The sequence below is a fragment of the Burkholderia sp. 10_S31 genome, assembly GCF_056930375.1.
Window position 1 is genome coordinate 1702070 of the sequence record NZ_JBXOWK010000001.1, and the last position, 22394, is coordinate 1724463.

Below are 22394 nucleotides of genomic sequence, written 5' to 3' on the forward strand. Positions count from 1 at the left end.
ATCCGGAGTCCGTCGAATGTGCGAATTCGTCCCGATTTGCACGATATGCGAAATGCGGAGCGTCTCTGTATTTCCGCACGTTGTCGATTGTTGTCGCCCAGGCAATATGGTGAGTTCGCCCGCGGTGCTACCGAGGTTCGAAGCTCGGGCCTAGAATTCGCGTCGACGATCGTCACATACGCGCCATGCCGTATGTCGATCCGGTCGTACGAAGCATCTCACTGAATCTCTCCAAGGAGTGCCCCATGCGATTCGATATGGTTACGCGAGCGAGTATCTGCTCCGCGATACTTCTCGCAGTCATGCCGACAGTGGCGTTTGCCGAGCCGTTTGCCGTGAAGGTTGACGATCTCGACCAGGACGGTCGGTTCGTGAATGCGCAGGTGTACAACGGATTCGGTTGTCAGGGTGACAACGTCTCGCCCCGTGTCTCGTGGTCGCACATCCCGCCCGGAACGAAAAGCATCGTCGTGACCATCTACGATCCCGACGCGCCGACGGGCGGACTCGGATGGACGCACTGGGATGTCGTCAATATCCCGCCTTCGGAAACGGCGATTCGGAAGGGGGCATCGGGAGACGCACGACTGATGCCGGCCGGCGCGCTCGAGACGTTGACGGATTTTGGCGAGTCCAGGTACGGTGGGCCATGCCCGCCGCAAGGCGAATCACATCGATATGTCGTCACGGTATCCGCGCTGTCGGTCCCGAGCGTCGATGTGAAGCCGACGTCGAGTCCGGCGGTCGTCGCATATCAGATGCATGGAAACATCATTGCCCAGGCACGATATGTCGCGACGTACCATCGACAGTCGAATTGATGGCTGAATGCCGGTCGAGCGTATGTTTGGTCGGCATCACGACGTGCGTGGCCGTGCAGTGTCGCGGCCGGGAACGCTGCCGCGCAACGCTTCATGGTCGATACGCAAGATGGCGCCCTGAAGGGGCGCGCACGGATGACGCGTTGCTCGCGCATCGACTGTGTCCAGGTCGCACGGTGCGGTCAATTGACGGGATCGATGCACGCGGCCAGAGGTTCCTCGATGCCCGATCGTCGCGACCGGCACGGGGTTTCAAAAGCGATAGCGTACGTAGCCCGAGTAAAAATTGCTCCCCGGGTTCGGTTCCTTGATGCCGGCATTGGAGATATGCTGGAAGCGGAATCCAATTTCCGTGGCGGCGTTTTTGCCAAGGCCGACACCCACCCCCACCATATCCGAGAACTGGAACGCACTGCCCATGCGGTGCTGGTCGGAAGTGCCTGCATGGCTCAAGATGCGCACGCCAACCGAACCCTCGACGAACGGCACGACATGACCGCCGTGCTTTTCGAGGCGGAGTATCGGCGAGAGTCCGAGTTCCGTCAGGTCGCGTTTGTTCGTTTCGCCGCGTGTATTCCAGCCGGCTATATTCGCTTCTGCCTGGAGCCTGAACAACCAGCCCTCCGGATTGCCATACTGAATGGGGGTGTTGAAGTTGATGCCAAGCTCGTATTTATTGATGTCGTGACTCGTATCTCGACCATACCCGAGATGCACGGCCGGATGATGCCAGCCGACGAGCTCTGCTGCAGCGACGTTCGAATTGGCGATACTCAGCAATGCGGCCGCGGCGACAGGACGCATGAGCGCGTTGATCGAAAAATGGCGTGCCTTGATCGGTTCGCAAGGCGATTCATATGATGTCATGTGCGAAATATGGGCTATCTGTTCGACCGTCGACTTGCCGGAGAATATATGCGGTAAATCGTATGGAAATCGCCGAAATTCCAGAAGCTCGCCACGTGGAAATTGCGTGTTGCCCGGCGCACGACAATCGACGGTCATTCGGTTATTTGTGCCGCTTCCGTTGTGCTGTCTGCATCTTTGCCTGCAGTAATGTTTCGAGCTCCTTGAGGTACATCATCACGGCACGTAGATAGGTATTTTCCTTGAGCAATTCTTCGCTCGCACGTTTGGCCGGCGTGCGAGAGTCGCTGGATTTCGATGGGGGGGATGTAACCATCTTTCAAAGGCGTTCTGGTCGGTATGGCATTAAACGACGTAGGCTGCTTCGTGCTGGCGCCGCTGTTGAATTCCTTGCACTCATTGCGCTTTGTCGTTGCCGACAGATCGATGTCGCGCCTTCGGCGCATGAGATGACGGAACCGGATCGCCAGAGGGCCGGCCGTCGCGCAATGGGACGTCTCGTACGCCAGGCATCGTGAAGTCTCCAAAGAGGTCGCCGGATGGTCCGGGGCAGGCCGGTCGGTCGACGGCTCGCTTCAGGCGAGAAGCCAGCCGGCTTGCGGTACGCGGATTCCGGCAATAGCCGTGTGCCACGATCGTAGTGGGCGGCGAGCGGAGGCGGTAGGCAGCGAGGTGGACTCATCGTGTTGTCCGTTATGCACCAGTTGAATCGATGAACGCTCGAGATCGACTTGGCGGAACGGCGACCGAGACTGCGCGAACACGTTGTTCGGCTGGCCTGTAAACAGCGGCAACCAGGCCGGTTGAAGAAGGAGGTGAATCGTCCGGCCGTCGCGTCGGGCGCGAATCGCGGCCCAATATTGATGTGATAGGACTGTGTCCAATATCTGCATTTCAATGTCGCGATTAATGGCACATTCCATTCGACGGCGGGCGCAGTATAATCGTGCCCCGTATAGTTCCCGTAGGGCTGCCGCGATTTTCGGCGGCGGGATACCAGGCAGGCGACACTGGAGCGCGGTAGCGAGCGGTTCGTATGCTCACAGCAATGCAGGGCAAGGAGGGGAAATGAGCACACGGGTGCATCCGACGTTGCCCCGGCATCACGACGACCGCGAGGACCCTGTCGCCTATGTGGTCGACGACGACGCATCAATGCGCGAGGCGCTTGATGCCCTGCTGCGCTCCATCGGGCTTCGCGTCGAGACATTTGAATCGGCGCAGGAATTTCTTGCGTTCCCGAAATACAGCGTGCCGAGTTGCCTGATTCTCGATGTCAGGCTTCGTGGAGAAAGCGGTCTCGCTTTTCAGGAGCAGATAGCAACCAGCAACATGCGTCTGCCGATCATATTCATGACCGGGCATGGCGATATTGCTATGACGGTCAAGGCGATGAAAGCGGGCGCGGTTGATTTCCTGGCGAAACCGTTTCGTGATCAGGACATGCTGGACGCCGTTGCCAATGCATTGGCGCGCGACGGACAACGGCTGATAGCCGAACAGTCGGGTTTGGCGGTTCGCGCCGCCTATGATTCACTGACACCGCGCGAGCGGGAAGTCATGAGCCTCGTTGTGGCAGGCTTGAAAAACAAGCAAATCGCCTTTGAATTAAACCTCAGCGAGGTCACGGTGAAGATTCATCGCGGGCAGGTCATGAGGAAGATGGCGGTTCGGTCGGTCGCCGATCTCGTCAGAAAATCGGAATCGCTTGGCGCTACTCCGCAACTGAAGAAATAGAGACGATGCATAGGCTCCGGCGGCGCGCTGCCCCAACGGTTGTCGACCGCCTATGGCTTTTTCAGTGCGAAGTTGAGCCAATGTTCGATGGCATCGGGATCCGCTGGTTTGCCAAGCACGACCAGTGCGCCGATTGCCAGCGCCTTTGCTTTCAGATCGGCAGTCGGAAACGACGTGATGAACAGGGTCGGCATGGTGTGGCCGAGTGCCTGAATCCGGATCAGCATGTCGACTCCCGACATGCCGGGCATCATGACGTCTGAGATCAGGCACGATGTTTCGGCGATTCCACCGGAATCAAGAAATTCCTCCGCAGACGCGAATAGGCGTGTTGGCCTGCCGAACGAGCGCACGAGGCTACCCGTCGCAAGCCGGAAGGCTTCATCGTCGTCAACTATCGAAACTATTTGAGCGGCACGCAAGTGTTCGGCCTCGTACATCGGGAAAGGAGCAGCGTGCGCTGGACCGTCGTGCGGCACAGCGAGAACGCGTCGGCTTATGCTTTGACGGTAGCCAGCGTAAATCTCATCTGCAAGATGTGAAATAGTACCTATGTATTAGTGGACCTGATCGTCGACGAAGTCGAGCGAGTGTTGCGAACCGCTCTCGTTCGATCGAGTATCGCCACGAATGCGGACGCGGAGCTCGGTTTGCGTTGAACATGCGCATTCGCTGTTGGTGAGCGAGGGTGCGCCAGCGCAGCCTGCGCCGCGAGGATGATCCGGTCGTACCGACGGAAGGGTAATCGGCATGATCAGGATTCGGCGGATACGCGCGACGACCGGCGGCCGAGTGGCGAATCTTTCCAATGGTAAATATGAAAGGTAGCGGTAATCTTAAATGGCGCGGTAATATGCTGGCGGCGTACCTGTTTATGCGGCGATTTGTCATCGCGAAGATGTTTTTGACTAGATAGCTTCGGCGTGTATCGGTGCCGACTTTGCACTGAGATGCGGGGTGCAGCCGTGATCACGGACCAAAGTTCGACGGCAGCACGCGGCAGATCAAGACCTTCATAAGGCTCCGGTTCCGATGGGTGAGAGACTTCAGATTCTGTGGGACGACGGTGAGCGCATTGTCTCCCGGGGAACGTGCCGAGGCGAGGGTGGTGGCGGCAGCGTCCTGTATGCGTATCCCGCAGCCGAGCATCCATTGCCGTCCAGCATAGAGCGGCTCACTCACGAATTCGGCCTGAAAAATCATCTCGATGGTGCATGGGCGGTGCGGCCGCTGAAGCTGCTGCGCGCGGATAACCGCACGGTCCTGATGTTCGAGGACCCCGGCGGCGAGCCGCTGACGCGTCTGATTGGCGCGCCTATGGAGACCGGGGCGTTCTTGCGCGTTGCGATTGCGATTGCTTCGGCGCTGGTCAACGTTCACAAGCACGGACTCCTCCATAAGGACGTCAAGCCGCTACATATTCTGGTGAACTGTTCCGATGGACGAGCGCGCCTGACCGGATTCGGCCTCGCCTCGCGGCTGCCACGCGAGCGCCAGGCGCCTGAACCGCCGGAGACCATTTCCGGCACGCTCGCGTATATGGCGCCCGAACAGACCGGACGCATGAATCGCTCCGTCGACTCGCGCAGCGACCTCTATGCGCTGGGTGTCACGCTCTACCAGATGCTTACCGGCGTGCTGCCGTTCAGTGCAGCGGACGCGATGGAATGGGTGCATTGTCATATCGCCAGAAAGCCGGTGCCGCCCAGCGGACGTGTTGGCGTGCCGGCCACGGTGTCCCACATCATCATGAAACTGCTCGCGAAGACAGCGGAGGAGCGCTATCAGACGGCCGCCGGTCTCGCGCACGATCTTCAACGCTGCCTGACCGATTGGGAGCGTCAGCGGCGCGTGGACGACTTTCGACTGGACGAGAACGGCACGCTGGACCGGCTACGGATTCCCGAGAAGTTGTACGGACGGGAGCGCGAGGTCGGCACCCTGTGCGCCGCGTTCGAACGCGTGCTCAATACCAGCACACCTGAGCTGGTGCTGGTCTCGGGCTATTCGGGTATCGGCAAATCCTCTGTCGTTCACGAATTGCATCGAGTGCTGGTGCCGCCTCGCGGGCTCTTCGCATCAGGCAAGTTCGATCAGTACAAGCGCGACATTCCGTATTCGACGCTTGTGCAGGCTTTTCAAGGTCTGGTACGCACACTGCTCGGCAAGTCCAACGCGGACCTTGCGACGTGGCGCGATGCATTATGCGACGCACTCGAGCCCGACGCGGCGCTCGTGACCAACCTTATCCCCGAGTTGAAGCTGATCATCGGTGAGCCGCCGCCGCTTCCCAAGCTCGAACCGCATCAGGTGCAGCAGCGGTTCCTGCGCGTATTTCGGCGTTTCATCGGCGTATTCGCCAAGGCGGAGCATCCGCTCGTGCTGTTCCTCGACGACTTGCAGTGGCTTGATACGGCAACGCTGGATCTTCTGGAGAATCTGCTTGTCGACCCCGGCCTGTGTTACCTCATGCTCGTCGGCGCGTACCGCGACAACGAAGTCGATGCCACGCACCCATTGACGGGCAGGCTTCGGTCGATCCGGCACGCGGGTGCCAGGATCGACGAGATCAAGTTGGCGCCGCTCTCGAGGCATCACATCGAGCAGTTGATTGCGGAGTCGTTGCATTGCGATCGCGCGTGTATCGAGCCGCTGGCACGATTGGCGGAGGAGAAGACTGCCGGCAACCCGTTTTTCTTGATCCAGTTCCTGCAGACGCTGGCGGAAGAGGAACTGCTGACTTTCGATCATGATGCGTCGACCTGGATCTGGGATGCGGCCAGCATCCATGCCAAGGGATACACCGACAACGTCGTGGATCTGATGATCGGCAAGCTGGTCCGTTTGCCGGTTGAAACGCAGCAGGCACTGCAGCAACTCGCATGCCTTGGGAACGTCGCTGAGATTTCGACGTTGTCGCGTGTCTTTGCCGTTCCGGAATCTGCAGTCCCCGTGACATTGTGGGACGCGGTCCGCCAGGAACTGGTCGAGCAGTCTGAAGGGGCCTACGCGTTTGTTCACGACCGTGTTCATGAAGCGGCGTACTCGCTGATTCCCGAAGAGGCGCGCGCCAAAGCCCATCTGCAAATCGGTCGCGTGCTTGCTGCGCAAACGCCACCGGAACGGCGTGACGAGGCGATCTTCGAAATTGCGGGGCAGCTCAACCGCGGCTCCGCACTGATTACCGAGCGCGATGAGAGAGAGCGGCTGGCAGAATTCAACCTGTTTGCCGGCCGGCGCGCCAAGGCATCGACTGCCTACGCGTCCGCGCTCGCCTATTTCTCGACCGGCTTGTCGCTGTTGAATGACGATTGCTGGGTCCGCAGACACGAGCTGATATTCGCGCTGGAACTGGGCCGCGCGGAATGTGAATTCCTGACCGGTCAATTGTCGGCCGCCGAAGAGCGATTGGCGCAACTGTCGAAACGTGCCGCCACGACCGTCGAGCGCGCCCGGGTTGCATGTCTGCGGGCAGACCTGTATCTCATCCTCGACCAGAACGAAAATGCGATCGCGGTTTGCCTGACGTTTCTTCGTCACGTGGGCCTGGACTGGTCGCCGCGCCCGGACGCGGTGCCGGTACGCAGCGAATATAATCGCATCTGGTCGCTGCTCGGCGATCAGGCAATCGAAGAACTCGTCGAGCTTCCGTCGATGGATGACCCGACCGTTCTTGCAACCGTCGAAGTGCTGACCAAGCTGTTGGCACCGGCCGTGTGCACGGATTGCAACCTTGCCTGTCTGACCGTCTGTAAAGCAATTACCCTGAGTCTCGAGCATGGCAATGGCGATGCTTCTTGCGTGGCCTATGTTCACCTTCCGAGATTCGCCGGACGACTTTTCGGTGACTACGAGGCAGGATTCCGGTTCGGCCATCTCGGACGCACGCTTGTCGAGCGGCGCGGGATCGAGCGTTACAAAGCCAGCACGTATCACCCGTTTTCCATTTTCGTCGCTCACTGGGTACAACCGGTACGGACGTGCGGCGATCGGTTGCGCCGCAATTTCGACCTGGCCAACCAGATCGGTGACGTACCCATTGGCGCATTCTCGTGCAACTGCCTCATCTCGAATCTGCTCTTTATCGGTGAGCCGCTGGCCGAGCTGCAGCGAGAGGCCGAAAGTGGTCTCGCGTATGCCAGGAAAGTGCGATTCGGCGCCGTCATCGATTTCATCGAAAGCCAGCTCGCACTCATCCGGATGCTCCGTGGCACGACACCGAAATTTGGCTGCCTCGATGACGGGGCGTTCGACGAAGCACAGGTCGAGCAACGCTTGTCCGCGCCGTCGCATTCGATTGCGGCATGCTGGTATTGGGTCCGGAAACTGCAAGCTGGCTTCATCGCCGGAGACAACGAGGCAGCGATGCATGCCGCCGCGAAGGCACACGATCTACGCTGGACGCTGCACGCGTTCATCGAGGAGGCCGAGTACTATTTTTATGCCGCGTTGACCCTGGCCCGTCACTGCGACGCCGTCCGCCCCGAACAGTGGCCATCGCACCTTGACACGCTGAACGATCACCACCGGCAACTCCGCATCTGGTCGGATCTCTGCGCGGAGAATTTCGCGAGCCACAGTGCGCTGATCGGTGCCGAGATCGCGCGCCTCGAAGGTCGTGTGACCGACGCCGAGATGTGCTACGAACAGGCTGTTCGCTCGGCGCAGGAAAGCGGTTTCATCCACGTCGAGGCGCTGGCCAATGAACTGGCAGCGCGTTTTTATGCGGCTCGCGGCCTCGGGAGAATTGCCCGTGTATATATGCATGACGCCCGCTATGGCTATCTGCGCTGGGGGGCCGATGGAAAGGTCCGGCAACTCGAAGCGAACTATCCCTACCTGAATGCTTACCAGCGAACCGACAGGCTGACTCCCGGGCAGTCGGTCACGATCGATGCGCCAGTCGAACATCTGGATCTGGCGACCGTGATCAAGGTGGTGCAGGCTGCGTCCGGCGATATCGTCCTCGAAAAACTCATCGACATGGTCATGCGCACGGCCGTCGAGCAGGCGGGCGCGGCACGAGGTCTGCTGATCCTGCCGATGCACGGCGAGCATAGCATCGTGGCGCAGGCGACGACCGGTGAGACGGCTATCCAGTTGCAACTGTGCGATCTGCCGGTGAGCGGCGAGATGCTGCCGCAGGCGGTTCTGTACCATGTCTTGCGTACCCGCGAGAGCATCATTCTCGACGATGCCGCGATTGTGCCCACCTTTGCCGACGATCCGTATATTCGCGAGCATCGTGCGCGTTCCATTCTTTGTTTGCCTTTGATGAATCGGGCAACGTTGACCGGCGCGCTCTACCTCGAGAACAATCTGGCCGCCCATGTGTTCAGTCCGGCGCGTATCGCCGTGCTCAAGCTTGTGGCATCGCAAGCTGCGATCTCGTTGGAAAATGCCCGCCTCTATCGTGACGTCGAGGAGCGGGAGGCAAAAATCCGGCGCCTTGTCGATGCGAACATCATCGGCATTCTTGTCTGGAATGCCAACGGCGAAGTTCTGGAGGCCAACGACGTATTTCTGCGCATAGTGGGATATGACCGCAACGATCTCCTGGCGGGCCGCTTGCGCTGGAGGGATCTGACGCCGGTGGAAGCACAACAAGAGGCCGATGAAAGGCTGCAGGCGCTTCAGCGGACGGGCCGTGTCGATCCTTTCGAGAAGGAGTACATCAGGAAGGACGGGACCCGCGTGCCTGTCATTGTCGGCCTGGCGACTTTTGAGGCCAGGCGGAATGAAGGTGTCGCGTTCGTGCTTGATCTGACCGAGCAAAAGCAGGCCGCGGAAAAAATCCGCGAGACCGAGCGGCGCTATCGGGAGGTGCAGACCGAAATGGCGCATGCGAATCGTGTGGCGACCATGGGGCAGCTCGCAGCCTCGATCGCGCATGAGGTCAATCAGCCGATTGCCGCAACGGTCACCAATGCTCAGGCCGCGCAGCGCTGGCTAAACCTCCAGCCGCCGGATATCAACGAGGCTAACCTTGCGCTCGGCCGCATCGTCAAGGACATCAATCGCGCGTCGGACGTGCTGGGCAGGATTCGCCAGCTGATCAGGAAAGCCCCGCCGCGGAAGGAGCCGGTGAACCTCAACGACGCGATTCGCGAGGTGATCGAACTCACCCGGGGAGAAGCAAGGAAGAACGGCGCTTCGGTGGAGATACAGCTCGCCGACGACTTGCCATGCGTTGAAGGCGACCGTGTCGAGCTGCAGCAGGTGCTGCTGAATCTGGTGATCAATGCGCTCGAAGCGATGAACGGTGTCGACGATGGCCGGCGAGAACTGCGCATCGATACCCGGACGTCCGAGATTGGCGGCGTACGGGTGACTGTACGGGATTCGGGGCCGGGTTTTGGTCCGGACAACACGAAAAGCGTCTTCGCACCTTTCTACACGACGAAGCCCACCGGGTTGGGGATGGGATTGTCGATATGCCGCTCCATTGTCGACGCTCATGGCGGCGAATTATGGGCCAGTGACAATTCACCGCGCGGCGCTGTTGTCCAGTTCACGGTGCCGCTGCATCCGGCCACGGCAGACTAGCATCCCGGGCGTCGCGCGACGCGGCACCGACCATGCGGAACCGTCTTCGACGTTTTTTCTGCCGGCGTAACCGAAGCCCACTGCCGGTGCGGCGGGGGCGAGGATTCGGTCCTCGGACAGGATCACCACCAAGGATGGCGTCGAAATCTACTACAAGGAATGGGGCCGAAGGATGGGCAGGTAGTCACGCTCAGCCATGGCTGGCCGCTTTGCTCTGACCGCAAGCCTTGCCCACATCGCGTGGCGGTTTCTGCAGATTCCAGCTACCGTTTGTCTCCTCCCGTTGGTCGAAGCCGGATCCAGGGTGCTTCTTCGGGAATAGGCAGAGGCTTCAGGCCGGATCGACCTGCCGAGTGATTCGACTGCGCAAAGACCGGACCGATCGTGATCGGTCAGTGCGGTCGTGCCATCGTTATGGTTGCCAATACAACCATCTATGCGCTACCAATGCGATGAGTTGTGCCACGACGGCGGGCTCGAGCGTGACGAGCGGCAACCGATTGTCGAGCGCATTGAAATGGAAGATTTCGCCGAAGCCTGGCGCGATCACCGCTCCCAAGCCTGCCTGTTGCAGGCCCCACGCCGCATGCGTCCGGCTGGAACGGCAACCGACATTCGCTCCTGCAGCGAGGATGTTCGCGCGCCCGCACTCGGGATCCGCCGTGCCGGATCGAGGCGGGCGATACGCCGGTCGTGATTCTGCCGGCGAGCATTCCGGCCCCGGATGCATGAAGATCGGGTGCGACATGAGCGGGCATCGACACGCCCTTATCGCGCCATGATCGATGCCTGGGCCGCTTGATATGCCATCATGCGTCTTTTAGTATGAAGGAAGCGCGGCGTGCGTCTGCGCACAAGCTTGGTCACCGAGGAGACACATGCAATCCAGGTCGGCGGCTCCCTATACGATCGTCGTGATCGGCATCGTGATCGCCTGCGCGCTAATGGGGCTGTGCGTGCTGCAGCTGTTCCAGAGCCGCAACGACGCGCTCGAGCGGGCGAGCGAAACTTCCCGCAATCTCGGCCTGGTCGCCGAGCGAGACATCGAACGCAACCTCGAACTCTATGACTTGTCGCTGCAGGCGGTCATCCAGGGGCTTCAACGTCATGACTTGATGGACGCACCCGCGAGCGTGCGGCGCGCCGCGCTGTTCGATAACGCGATGACGGCACAATTCCTCGGCTCGATGCTGGTACTCGATGCCGCCGGCAACATCGTCCTGGATTCCGCCAACGACGTGCCGCGCCGCGGCAATTTCGCCGACCGCAAGTACTTCACCGTCCATCGCGACAATCCGGATGCAGGGCTCTATATCAGCGACCCGTACCCGTCGCGCCTGCGCAGCGGCACGCTCAGCATCGGGCTCACGCGGCGGATCTCGAACCCCGACGGCTCGTTCGCCGGGATCGTGCTCATCGCGGTCAACCTCGAATATTTCCACCATCTGTTTGCCGGCCTGTCACTGGGGCAGCACGGTTCGATCTCGCTGATCGGCAGCGACGGCGTCATGGTGATGCGTCAGCCGTACGACGCTCGCACCATCGGCCGCGACATCAGCCAGGCCGCGACCTTCAAGCGGTTTCAGACCGCGCGGGAGGGCGTATTCTCGGAAACCTCGACGCTCGACGGGGTACGCCGTCTCTACTACTTCAGGCATCTGCCGAAGCTGCCGCTGATGATCATGGTCGCCGAAGCGGAGCAGGACATCTATGCGGCGTGGCGGCACCGGGCCGCGACGATCGGCGCGCTGGTGGCAACGTTCGGCGCTGCGTTCATCGCGGTGTCGGTCATGCTCGGCACGCAACTCCGGCGCCGGATGCGCGCCGAATCGGAACTCGTGTTGCTCGCACGCACCGACGGCCTCACCGGGCTGAACAATCGCCGCAGCTTCGCGGAAGTGCTGGATCGCGAATGGCGTCGTGCCCGGCGAGCGCGATCGGTCTTCTCGTTGTTGTTCGTCGATGTCGACCGCTTCAAGGCCTATAACGACGCCTATGGCCATCAGGCGGGAGACGACGCGCTGGCCGCGGTTGCGCGCTGCATCGGCGACAACATCCGCCGGCCGGCCGATACCGCAGCCCGCTACGGCGGGGAGGAATTCGTCGTGCTGCTCCCCGATACGCCCGAGACGGGCGCCGCCCAGATTGCCGAGCGGATTCGCGCGGCAATCGACGAACTGGCGCTCGAGCACGTCGGCAGCGAACATGGGCGCGTCACCGCCAGTATCGGCCTCGCGAGCTGGACGCCCGAGCACGATGAGGAGGCCGGCAGCGTGATCAAGGCTGCCGACGAGGCGCTGTACCACGCGAAGGCGACCGGCCGGAACAAGGTCGCCGCCTTTCAGGCGCCGGCGTGACGCGTCGCGGCATGGCAGCGTTGTTGCAGCCGGCGAGCACGTATCACATGCTGTCGAGAATGTGGACGGATACCGGAAGTACGGATGCGCAACCGACGTGGTAACGAGGAAGTCCGCGCTTGCGCATGCGTGCTGCTGCCAGGCGAATGCGGCCGGAGACCTAACGACGCATACCGAACGATTCATCGATCCATATCCGTTGGGAGCCCGTCCCGGCGCGGACATGTTCCGGGGCGTCGCGGTCGGTGCGGCTGCTCCGATCGTGTTTCCGTCGATCGTGCGTCATGAACCGACGGCGCGCGATATCGACGACGAGGCGGCCGCTCGAGCGCCGGTCGTGCCGGGATCCGCAAACAAGTTCGCCGCGACCAAGGCCGCCGCGCTACAGTGGACGTCAACCGCCGTCGAACGACGGGCGATGCGAGGGGCGAGCCATGCAACTTCAAACCGGCAATCTGTTCAGCACCGAAGCGGTGCGCGGCGACGACGAACGGATCGACATACTCGTCGCGGGGCCGCGCCTGAACGTCGAGCGCATCGTGTCAATGGGGCACGCGAGTCCCGACGGGTTCTGGTATGACGATCCGCGTGCCGAGTGGGTCGTGCTGCTGTCGGGCGCGGCCGTGCTCGAGTTCGAGGCGGACGCGACGCTGCACGACATGCGCCCCGGCGACTACGTGCTGATCGAGCCGCATTGCCGGCATCGCGTTGCGTGGACGCATCCGGAACAACAGTCGGTCTGGCTCGCGATCTATTACGAACGCTGAATCGCGCGGTGGCTTATTGGCCTGGCCGGTATCGGCTGAAGCGCTGCTCGATGACGCTGGTTCCCCATTGCGCGCCCTCCGATTCGCTCGTCAGCGTAAAGCCGAACGATTCGTATAAGTGACGTGCGGAATCCAGGCCCTTGAACGTCCACAGGTAGGTCTCGCCGAACTGCTGATCGTCGACGAACTGCATCGCGCGCGTCATCAGTTGCCGCCCGATACCGGAGCCGCGCAATGCGTCGTCGACGATGAACCATCGCAAATGTGCGATTCCCGTGGCTTTATTCCCGTCGATTGCGACAGAGGCGAGCGCACGGCCGTTCTCCGCATGGAGCCACAGAGCCTTGCCTTCAGCCGGCAGCGTGCCGGCAAATTCCGCGAGTTCGGTAGCAACCTTTTTCTCGAAGAACGCGCCAAACCCCCAGTGCTCCGCATAGAACCGCGCGTGAAGGCTTGCTATGTCGCCGATACAGCCGGGTTGGTAGCCGTCGACAATCTGCGCGGCGTCCGGTTTCGGTGAAGGCGCCCCGGCAACGTTGTCCTGCGCGAGCGCATCGCTGTAAAGCGCGAGGGCGCGGACGAGGGTTTGCTGGTCTGCCGGAACCATTCGGCGTAACGCGTTCGACACCTGACGCGTCGCGAACTGGTCGATCTTCTTGCGAAGTTTTTGCCCGTCGGCAGTCAGGTACAACTCGGTCGCACGTGCATCGTCGGGGGAGACGCGGCGCGTCACGAAGCCGGCCGTTTCGAGCCGGGAAAGCTGCCTGCTCGTATTCGATTTGTCCAGGCGCAGCATGCTGCCCAGATCCTTTGCACTGATGCCGGGCGCCATGCCTATTTCGAGCACGGCGTGAACGGCAGAGGGAGCCAGATCGCTATCGGCCAATGTCGCGCGCATGAAACCCAGTTCGCGAACCAGCTTGCGGGAAAAATCGCGAAGCTCGAGGATCGTCGCCTCGCGAGGCTTCGCCGGAATATCGATGAGGTCCATGACCAGTCCAACAGAAAGTTGCGAGTCGCAAGTAATATTAGTTGCGACTCGCAACTTGTCAAGGCCGATTTCGTCGGCATGCAGGGCATGCATGACCGATATCGCAGGCCTGCGCGCCGAAAAAGGCGCGGCGGCGCGACCTAGCCGCGCCCCACGAACGGCATCGTGGTCGCCATGATCGTCATGTTCAGGATGTTGGTGTCCAGCGGAAGATTCGCCATCTGCACGACCGCATTCGCGACATGCGTGACGTCCATGCGTGCCTCGGGCGCTATGCGTCCGTCGGCCTGCAGAACGCCTTCCGTCATCCGGTCGGTGAGCGACGTCGCCGCATTGCCGATGTCGATCTGGCTGCACGCGATGTTGTACGCGCGGCCGTCGAGCGCGAGCGACTTGGTGATGCCGGCCACCGCATGCTTGGTGGCCGTGTACGCGATCGTGTTCGGGCGCGGCGTATAGGCGGAGATCGAGCCGTTGTTGATGATCCGGCCACCCTGCGGCGTTTGCGCTTTCATCAGGCGCCATGCTGCCCGCGCGCACAGAAAGACGCCCGTCAGGTTCGTCGCGACGACATCGTTCCACACGCCGAGTTCGTATTCGTCGAGCGCAACGGCCGGCGCGTTGCGGCCGGCGTTGTTGAACAGGACATCCAGCCGGCCGAACTGCCGTGCGATCTGCGCGAACGCGTGTTCGACCGACGCTTCATCGGTGACGTCCGCCGGAAACGCATGCGCGTCGCCGTGGGCGGCGGCGATCGCCTCGTTCGTTTCATGCAGCGATGCTTCCTTGCGCCCGATCAGCGCGACGGTAAATCCGGCGTTCGCGAGCGCGATAGCCGCGGCACGACCGATGCCGGAGCCGGCGCCCGTGACGGCGGCGAACTTGTTCGAGGCAGACATGGCTTGATTCCCTGCGGGTTGGGGTGAGGAAAGAGGCGGCGGGTGCGCGATGTACTCGCCGTGCGCCGATCGACGCGACATCGTACCGCGCACCACGGGTTTCGCGGTGCGAGCGCTATTTCCTGCGCGCCGGCGCGGACTTCCGTCCGCGTGTTTCGGTTTCCGCGAACAGGCTGACTACGACATCCCGCAACCACCGGTTGCCTTCGTCCTGATTCACGCGCGTATGCCACAGCATGTGAATCGGCGCGCCCGGCAGCGTGACCGGCAACGCGCGCCAGCCCAGCGAGAACGGTGCGGCGAGCTGCAGCGCAAGATGTTCCGGCACGGTCGCGATCAGGTCGGTGCGCTGCAGGATATAGCCGACGCTCATGAAATGCGGCACCGTCAGCCGCACGCGGCGCTTCACGCGGCGCCGCTTCAGCCATTCGTCGACCTGCCCGTGACCGGTGCCGGCCGACACGACGACCAGATGCTCGGCGTCCCGCCACGCGTCGATCGTCAGCGGCGCGTCTTCGAGCGGATGCCCGCGCCGGAACAGGCACACGTACCGCTGATCGAACAGCCGCCGCTGATAGAACCCGCCCTGCAGTTGCGGCAGCAGCCCGATCGCGAGATCGACGCGGCCGTCGGCCATTTCGTCGCTGAGATTGACGCTCGTGTTGCGCACCGTATTGAGTGCGATGCCCGGTGCCGCGCGCGAAAGATATTCGAGCAACGCGGGCAGGAACACCACTTCGCCGATATCGGTCATCCCGATCGTCATCGTGCGCGACGCGCGCAGCGGATCGAAGCCGGTTTCGGGATTGAGCGCGGCATGCAGCGTCGACAGCGCCTGCGCAACCGGCTCGGCCAGGCGCAATGCGAACGGCGTCGGGACCACGCCGCCCGGCCCGCGCACGAACAGCGGATCGCCGAGCCGGCGGCGCAGCTTCGCGAGCGCGTTGCTGACGCCCGGCTGGCTCATGTTCATCTGCTCGGCGACGCTCGACACGCGCCGCTCCTGCATCAGCCGCTGGAACAGCAACAGCAGGTTGAGGTCGATCTCGCTGAGTTCCATGGTTCGGTGATCATTCCATTCAGTGATGAAGCAGATTCCCGGCATTTTATTGTGGGATGAGAGTGCGCTGCTGACAATACCGATACGGCGCCTGCATTCGACAGGCGTGCCGGACAGGTCACGCGCGCCGTGGCCTCAACGACTCATTATCTGAATATCGGAGACACGTTCATCATGCAGACGAATCTGAGGATCGCGATCGTCGGTGCCGGCATCGGCGGCCTGACGCTGGCGCTCGCATTGCGCGAGCAGGGCATCGACGCGCAGTTGTACGAGCAGACCGACGTGCTGCGCGAGGTGGGCGCGGCCGTCGCGCTGTCGGCCAATGCGACGCGCTTCTACGAACGGATGGGATTGCGTCCGGCTTTCGACGCGGTGTGCGCGGAGATTCCGGGTCTCGTCTATCGCGACGGGCGCAGCGGCGCGGTGATCGGCCATCATCGCGGCGAGCCCGACTATCGCCGGCAGTTCGGCGGCTCGTACTGGGGCGTGCACCGCGCGGACCTGCAGGCGATCCTGTCGAAGGCGGTCGGTGCCGAGCAGATTCATCTCGGCCATCGATTGGTCGATCTCGCGCAGCATCCGGATCGCGTCACGCTGAGCTTCGCGAACGGCGAGCGCGTCGACGCCGATCTCGTGATCGGCGCGGACGGCGCGCGTTCGATCACGCGGCGCTGGATGCTCGGCTACGACGACGTGCTGTATTCGGGTTGCTCGGGCTTTCGCGGCGTGGTGCCTGCCGGGCGGATGGACCTGTTGCCCGATCCCGAGACCATTCAATTCTGGGTCGGGCCGCACGGCCATCTGCTGCACTATCCGATCGGCGACAACGGCGACCAGAACTTCCTGCTGGTCGAGCGTCATCCGTCGCCGTGGCAGTCGCGCGACTGGGTCATGCCGGCGCAAGAAGGCGAGCAGCTGCGGCTGTTCAAGGACTGGCATCCGGCGGTGGTGCAGATGATCACGGCGGTGCCGATCAGCCAGCGTTGGGGGCTGTTCCACCGGCCGCCGCTCGGCCGCTGGAGCCGCGGGCGCGTGACGCTGATCGGCGACGCCGCGCACGCGCTGGTGCCGCATCACGGGCAGGGCGCGAATCAGTCGATCGAGGATGCAATGGTGCTGGCCGCGCAACTCGCGAAGGCCGGGGCGGGCAACTGGCGCGAGGCGCAGGAGGCGTACGAGCGGCTGCGGCGCGGCCGCACGCGCAAGGTGCAGTATGCGTCGATCACCGCAGCCGACGTGCTGCATCTACCCGATGGGCCGGCCGCGCAGGCGCGCAATGCGCGTCTCGGCGAGCGCGACAGCGTGCTGCATCACCTGGACTGGATCCATGATTTCGACGCGCTTGCCGACGAGCCGAACGAGCGGCAGGGCGGTACGTGGCTTTGAGCGGAAAGGTGCGGTGCGAACCGCGGTAGTGCGTCGGGCGATCGGCGCGACAGTCGCGCGGTCGGTCGTCGGGAATGCTGGCCGTGCTTGTGCCGGCCGGTATGGCCATCACGCTTAGTCAGGCATCCGTTGTGCATCGCGCTTGACCTGCTCGATGTCGCGAAGCCGTGACCGATATGCGTGATCCGGTGCGAGCGCGCGATACGCGCAGTGTGCCGCGGCGAAGCGGAGTCTGATGCGTCAGGCAGCCAGTGAGCGGATGCCTGACGCGTCATGCACTTTCGTTACTTCACGCACTCCAGCGCGTACTTCAACCCTTGCCCGAGCAGCCCGCGCCACACTTCCCACGTATGCCCGCCGTCGACGATGCGCAGCTCGGCCGGGTTCTGCGCGCGGCGCAGGTGCGTGTACAGCACGCTGGATTCCGCCTGGATCGTCAGGTCGTCGTCGCCGACCGCGATGAACATCGGCACGCGCCAGTTGCGCGCGAAATAGCCGCGCATCAGCGTCGGGTAGTTGAGTTCGTGCCACACGCGCGGATCGAACTGCCGGTCGCCGAACACGCCCACATAGCGCGCGGCGGAATTGAGCGGCGGCTCGTTCGCGTAGATCGCCGGGCTCAGCAGCATCGCGCCGCAGAACAGGCCCGGTTCGAGCAGCGAGAAACGCAGTGCGCCGAAGCCGCCCATCGATACGCCGCCGATCGCGCGGCCCGCGCGCTGGTTCGACACCGCGAAGTGCGCTTCGACTTCCGGCAGCAGGTCGTTCAGGAACGCGCTCTGCATTTTCTCCTTGCGATCGACGTACCAGTCGGTGCCGCCTTGCGGCATCACGATCACGACGGGCGGGATCTCGTGGCGCTCGATCAGCGTGTCGGCCGTGGCCTGCAGCCGGCCCTGCGTGACCCAGTCGTTCGCGTTGCCGGCATTGCCGTGCAGCAGGTACAACACCGGATAGCGCGCGCCTTCCGGGTTGTAGCCGGGCGGCAGGTAGACCGTGTAGGACCAGTCGCGCTTCAGCGACGCCGAACGGAACGCGCGCAACACGACGCTGCTGCCGGGGTTGACCGGCGGCTCCTGGGCGGCCGGCACGGGCGTGGCGAGCGTTGCGGGCGGGACGATCGCGGTCGCGGTCGCGGGCGCGGACGACGCCGGCGAAACCGCGGGCCCGCCTGGCGTGGCGTGGGCGGTGGCGAGGCAGCCGGCGAGCAGGGCGGCGGCGAACGAAAGGGCGAGTCGGCGCATGGCGAATCGTTTCAGGAAAGGCGCCCGCTATCGTAGCAGCGGCGCATGACGGCGCGGCACGTCATTGCCGCGAACGGAACGGGAACGGCAGCCGCGACACCAGCGGCGCGTAGAGTTTCGCGACGAGATACAGCAGCCCCATCGCGACGACGTCGGCGGTCAGGCCGAGCGGCACGTTCAGATAGCCTTCGGTCGCCTGGTAAAGCAGCGAGTCGACCGCGAGCGAGATGCCGGTGCCGGCGACGAAGCACAGCAGCCCCTGGCGACCGATCGTGCCGATCCAGGGCATCGCATGCGCGACCTTCTTCATCCACCCGAGGTGCACGAGCTTGGCCGCGAGCCACGCGATCGCGAGGAAGTTCGCGAGCCGCAGTGCGCCGAGGTTCTGCTTGATCGACGGATCGGTCGGGAACGGTTCGATGCGCAGCCGGTAGTACGCGCCGGCCGCGACGATCGCGAGCGACGCGGCCGTCAGCAGCCAGCCCTGCGGCTTCGGCGCGAGCGTCTGGTAGACCGGCTGGCAGCGCGCGATCACGCCGAGCACGAACAGGAACTGCCACGCGAACGGGTTGAAGTCCCACGGTGCGCCGCCGACAGTCGGCAGGAAGCGCGCGATGTGCGGCGCCGCGTACCAGAGCGAGCCGCTGAACGCGAGCATCAGCCACGGCTGCGTGCGCGCGAGCGGCAGCGCGAGCGGGACGAGCAGCGCGAAGAACGCATACATCGGCAGCACCGACGCGAGATACGGCTGGCGGCGGAACAGCAGGATGTCGCGCAGCGCCGCGAGCGGCTTGTGGAGCAGGCCGTCGAGATCGTTGGTCGGCATGTTCGGACCGTCGATCGAGAACGCGTTCAGCACGGCGGTGATCAACAGCATCAGGCCGGCCGTCACGAGGAAGGCACGGTAGATCTCGAAGGCACGGCGAATGAAACGCTGGCGCGCGGCGGCCTCGTCGTGCCGTTCGGCGAGCGAGTTGTACGCGATGGCGGTCGCGAAGCCGCCGAGGAACACGAACACCTCGGCCGCATCGCATAGCGCGTACGCATGCAGCGTCACGCGCGACAGGATGCTGCCGCCGATGTGGTCGACGACGATCACAAGCAACACGAGGCCGCGGAAGAAGTCGAGCTCGGCGTAGCGGCCGGCTCGGGCTGCGGCGGTCATCGGGCCGCCTCCCGGCGCGCGCCGCGTGCGCGGCAGGCACCCGCCGCGCATGAATCGGGGTGAAGCATGACTTCGCGAAGAAATGACGAACGGATGCGCATTGTGCCACCGATGCGACGCCGCCCGGGTTTACGCGGATGGCAGGCCGGCCGGCCGTTGCCGTCAAGCCTGATCAGGCAATCGGCCGAGCGGGGCAGTTGGACGAGCGCAACGCTTTGTGCGCCGGCTCCATGCCCCGATGGACGGGCGCTTTGCGACGTGACACCATTTTGTCCTCGCGGCCGTACACCGCGCAGTCCGCCCTGCGGGCCACGCCTATAAAACAGACCAAACAATCGCCGGGCGCAACGCCTGTCCGGCAACCGGCTCCGGAGATCCGTCATGAAGAAGCACGTCATTTTTGCCGCCGCGCTGGCAGCCTTCGCCGCGCCGGCTTTCGCGCAGGACAGTGTGACGCTGTACGGCCTGATCGACGAGGGCTTCAACTACACGAACAACGTGAACGTGAATGGGGTCGGAAAAGCGAATTACCAACTCGCGAGCGGCTATGCACAGGGCAGCCGCTGGGGCCTGAAGGGCAGCGAGGACCTGGGCGGCGGGCTGAAGGCGATCTTCACGCTGGAAAACGGTTTCGACGTGAACAACGGCCGGCTCAATCAGGGCGGCCGGATGTTCGGCCGCCAGGCGTTCGTCGGGCTGAGCGCGTCGCGTTTCGGCACGCTGACCTTCGGCCGCCAGTACGATTCCGTCGTCGACTATCTCGCGCCGCTGACCGCGAACGGCAACTGGGGCGGCACGCTGTTCTCGCATCCGTTCGACAACGACAACACGGACAACTCGTTTCGCGTCAACAACACGGTCAAGTACGCGAGCCCCGACTGGAACGGGCTGTCGTTCGGCGGCACCTACAGCTTCAGCAACAGCACGGGCTTCTCGACCAACCGCCAGTACAGCATCGGCGCGCAGTATTCGCTCGTCGGGCTGCAGGTCGCGGCCGCCTATCTGCAGGCGAACAGCCCGGGCGTCGGCAGCGCGGGCGCGATCGCGGCCGACGACGCGAATTTCGTCGCCGATCGCCTGCGCATCTTCGGCGGCGGCATCAACTATACGTTCGGCCCGGCGACGGTCGGCTTCGTCTATACGAAGACCGACGTGAAGAACCCGGTGTCGACGGTCTACCTGCCGGCGTCGACGTTCAACGGCCTCGGGCTGACCGCGACCAAGTTCCAGAACTTCGAGATCAACGGCAAGTACCAGCTCACGCCCGACTTCTATCTCGGCGCGCAGTACGTGTACACGGACGGCAAGTTCGACGCCGCGACCGGTTCGTTCAAGCCGAAATACCACACCGTCGGGCTGATGGCGGACTACAGCCTGTCCAAGCGCACCGACGTCTATCTGCAGGGCGCATGGCAGAAGGTCGCCGGCGACAAGACGGGCACCGCGGCCGACGGCGGCTACGTGGTCGGGACGGACGGCCCGTCGTCGTCGTCGAACCAGTTCGCGGTGCGCGCCGCGATCCGCCACAAGTTCTGATCGCGCGTCACCGCGCCGGAGCCTGAGCGCCCCGGCGTCGGCTGCCGTCATTCCGCCCGGTGCGTGTCGCCGAGCGTTTGCGCGAGCCAGTCGACGAAGATCCGCACGCGCGGCGCCAGATGCCGGCTGTTCGGAAACACGACCGACACCGGCAGCGGCTGCGCATGCCATTCCGGCAGCACCTCGACCAGCGAGCCGTCCTCGAGCAGCGGTGCGAGCCCTTCGCGCGGTGCCTGGATCAACCCGAGGCCCGCGAGACAGCACGCGAGATACGCTTGCGAGCTGTTCACCGCGACGATGCTGCGCATCTTCACGGTCTGCAGCGCGCCCGAATCCATGTCCGCATATTCCCAGTCCAGTTCGCGGCCCGTGCGGCTCGAGAAATAGCCGACCGCGACATGGTCGGGCAGGTCGTCCGGCGAGCGCGGCGTGCCGTGCCGCGCGAGATACGCGGGCGACGCGCAGTTGATCTGCGCCAGTTCGCCAATGCGCCGCGCGACCAGCGACGTGTCCGACAGCGCGCCGACCCGCACCGCGCAATCGATCCCGTCGGCGACGAGGTCGACGAAGCGGTCGGTCGTGCCGAGTACCACGCGCAGGTCGGGATAGCGTGCGTGGAAATCCTGCAGCGCCGGAATCACCTCGTTCAGCGCGAAGCGCTCGGGCAGGTCGACGCGGATCACGCCGCGCGGCGCGGCAGCGGCGGCGGCGTCGAACAGCGTCTCGGCATCGTCGAGATCGGCCAGCAGCCGCGTGCAGCGCTCGTAGTAAGTCGCGCCCTCGGTGGTCAGCGCGACGCGCCGGGTGGTCCGCTGCAGCAGGCGTACCCCCAGGTGTTTCTCCAGATACTGGACGGCATTGCTGACCGTCGGGCGCGGCAATTGCAACTGCTCGGCCGCTTTCGTGAAGCTGCCGAGGTGGGCGACGCGCGCAAAGATGCGCATTGCATGCAGATGGTCCATGCGGGGCGGGAGCGTGGGCGGATCGGGACAGCCACCATTGTTGATCAGCGTCG

16 protein-coding genes are annotated in these 22394 nt (G+C 63.4%); 7 read left to right on the forward strand and 9 right to left on the reverse strand.

Annotation, left to right across the window (positions count from 1 at the left end; translation table 11 throughout):
• The first annotated feature begins 245 nt into the window (after positions 1-245).
• Positions 246-821, forward strand: a complete 576-nt coding sequence (locus AC1Z3W_RS07720) for a YbhB/YbcL family Raf kinase inhibitor-like protein (protein WP_483507384.1) — start codon at positions 246-248, stop codon at positions 819-821.
• A 252-nt stretch (positions 822-1073) separates the two neighbouring features.
• Here AC1Z3W_RS07720 and AC1Z3W_RS07725 read toward each other — a convergent pair whose 3' ends face one another.
• The gene (locus tag AC1Z3W_RS07725) at positions 1074-1826 is read right to left on the reverse strand and encodes an acyloxyacyl hydrolase (protein WP_483507385.1); all 753 of its coding nucleotides are present in this window, start codon (positions 1824-1826) and stop codon (positions 1074-1076) included.
• Positions 1827-2756: 930 nt separating this feature from the next.
• Between AC1Z3W_RS07725 and AC1Z3W_RS07730 the strand changes: the two genes are divergently transcribed.
• Positions 2757-3425, forward strand: coding sequence for a response regulator transcription factor (locus tag AC1Z3W_RS07730; protein WP_175824545.1), 669 nt, complete (start codon positions 2757-2759; stop codon positions 3423-3425).
• 50 nt (positions 3426-3475) lie between these two features.
• On the opposite strand, the gene AC1Z3W_RS07735 is transcribed toward AC1Z3W_RS07730, so the two are convergent.
• Complete coding sequence (locus AC1Z3W_RS07735; RefSeq protein ID WP_057924900.1) at positions 3476-3865, reverse strand: response regulator transcription factor; 390 nt, start codon at positions 3863-3865, stop codon at positions 3476-3478.
• A gap of 592 nt (positions 3866-4457) precedes the next feature.
• On the opposite strand from AC1Z3W_RS07735, the gene AC1Z3W_RS07740 reads away from it, so the two are divergent.
• Positions 4458-9971: a trifunctional serine/threonine-protein kinase/ATP-binding protein/sensor histidine kinase gene (locus tag AC1Z3W_RS07740; RefSeq protein ID WP_483507386.1), complete on the forward strand. Its 5514-nt coding sequence runs from the start codon at positions 4458-4460 to the stop codon at positions 9969-9971.
• A 412-nt stretch (positions 9972-10383) separates the two neighbouring features.
• Here AC1Z3W_RS07740 and AC1Z3W_RS07745 read toward each other — a convergent pair whose 3' ends face one another.
• A complete protein-coding gene (locus tag AC1Z3W_RS07745) occupies positions 10384-10719 on the reverse strand; it encodes a 3-isopropylmalate dehydratase small subunit (protein WP_483507387.1) in 336 nt (111 codons plus the stop codon).
• Between the two features lie 130 nt (positions 10720-10849).
• Between AC1Z3W_RS07745 and AC1Z3W_RS07750 the strand changes: the two genes are divergently transcribed.
• A complete protein-coding gene (locus AC1Z3W_RS07750; RefSeq protein ID WP_483507388.1) occupies positions 10850-12328 on the forward strand; it encodes a sensor domain-containing diguanylate cyclase in 1479 nt (492 codons plus the stop codon).
• A 434-nt stretch (positions 12329-12762) separates the two neighbouring features.
• Positions 12763-13095 carry a cupin domain-containing protein gene (locus AC1Z3W_RS07755; protein ID WP_057924904.1) on the forward strand — a complete coding sequence of 111 codons (333 nt, stop codon included), beginning with the start codon at positions 12763-12765 and terminating at the stop codon, positions 13093-13095.
• Positions 13096-13108: 13 nt separating this feature from the next.
• Here AC1Z3W_RS07755 and AC1Z3W_RS07760 read toward each other — a convergent pair whose 3' ends face one another.
• The 3 genes from AC1Z3W_RS07760 to AC1Z3W_RS07770 form a co-directional block, all read right to left on the reverse strand.
• Entirely contained in the window at positions 13109-14086 is a 978-nt protein-coding gene (locus AC1Z3W_RS07760; protein WP_124832356.1) for a bifunctional helix-turn-helix transcriptional regulator/GNAT family N-acetyltransferase, read from the reverse strand.
• Between the two features lie 140 nt (positions 14087-14226).
• Positions 14227-14985, reverse strand: a complete 759-nt coding sequence (locus AC1Z3W_RS07765; protein WP_483507389.1) for an SDR family oxidoreductase — start codon at positions 14983-14985, stop codon at positions 14227-14229.
• Positions 14986-15100: 115 nt separating this feature from the next.
• Positions 15101-16045, reverse strand: coding sequence for a LysR family transcriptional regulator (locus AC1Z3W_RS07770; protein ID WP_057924907.1), 945 nt, complete (start codon positions 16043-16045; stop codon positions 15101-15103).
• A gap of 174 nt (positions 16046-16219) precedes the next feature.
• Here AC1Z3W_RS07770 and AC1Z3W_RS07775 point away from each other — a divergent pair, with 174 nt between their 5' ends.
• Complete coding sequence (locus AC1Z3W_RS07775) at positions 16220-17434, forward strand: FAD-dependent oxidoreductase (protein WP_124832265.1); 1215 nt, start codon at positions 16220-16222, stop codon at positions 17432-17434.
• Positions 17435-17718: 284 nt separating this feature from the next.
• On the opposite strand, the gene AC1Z3W_RS07780 is transcribed toward AC1Z3W_RS07775, so the two are convergent.
• Together AC1Z3W_RS07780 and AC1Z3W_RS07785 are read right to left on the reverse strand one after the other, a co-directional pair.
• Complete coding sequence (locus AC1Z3W_RS07780) at positions 17719-18678, reverse strand: alpha/beta hydrolase (protein WP_057924909.1); 960 nt, start codon at positions 18676-18678, stop codon at positions 17719-17721.
• Positions 18679-18739: 61 nt separating this feature from the next.
• Complete coding sequence (locus AC1Z3W_RS07785; protein ID WP_057925166.1) at positions 18740-19843, reverse strand: OpgC domain-containing protein; 1104 nt, start codon at positions 19841-19843, stop codon at positions 18740-18742.
• A 381-nt stretch (positions 19844-20224) separates the two neighbouring features.
• Here AC1Z3W_RS07785 and AC1Z3W_RS07790 point away from each other — a divergent pair, with 381 nt between their 5' ends.
• On the forward strand, positions 20225-21379 hold the full coding sequence (locus AC1Z3W_RS07790) for a porin (RefSeq protein ID WP_483507390.1): 1155 nt from the start codon (positions 20225-20227) through the stop codon (positions 21377-21379).
• A gap of 47 nt (positions 21380-21426) precedes the next feature.
• Here the strand turns inward: AC1Z3W_RS07790 and AC1Z3W_RS07795 are convergent, their stop codons facing one another.
• Positions 21427-22341: a LysR family transcriptional regulator gene (locus AC1Z3W_RS07795; protein ID WP_483507391.1), complete on the reverse strand. Its 915-nt coding sequence runs from the start codon at positions 22339-22341 to the stop codon at positions 21427-21429.
• Positions 22342-22394 lie beyond the last annotated feature (53 nt).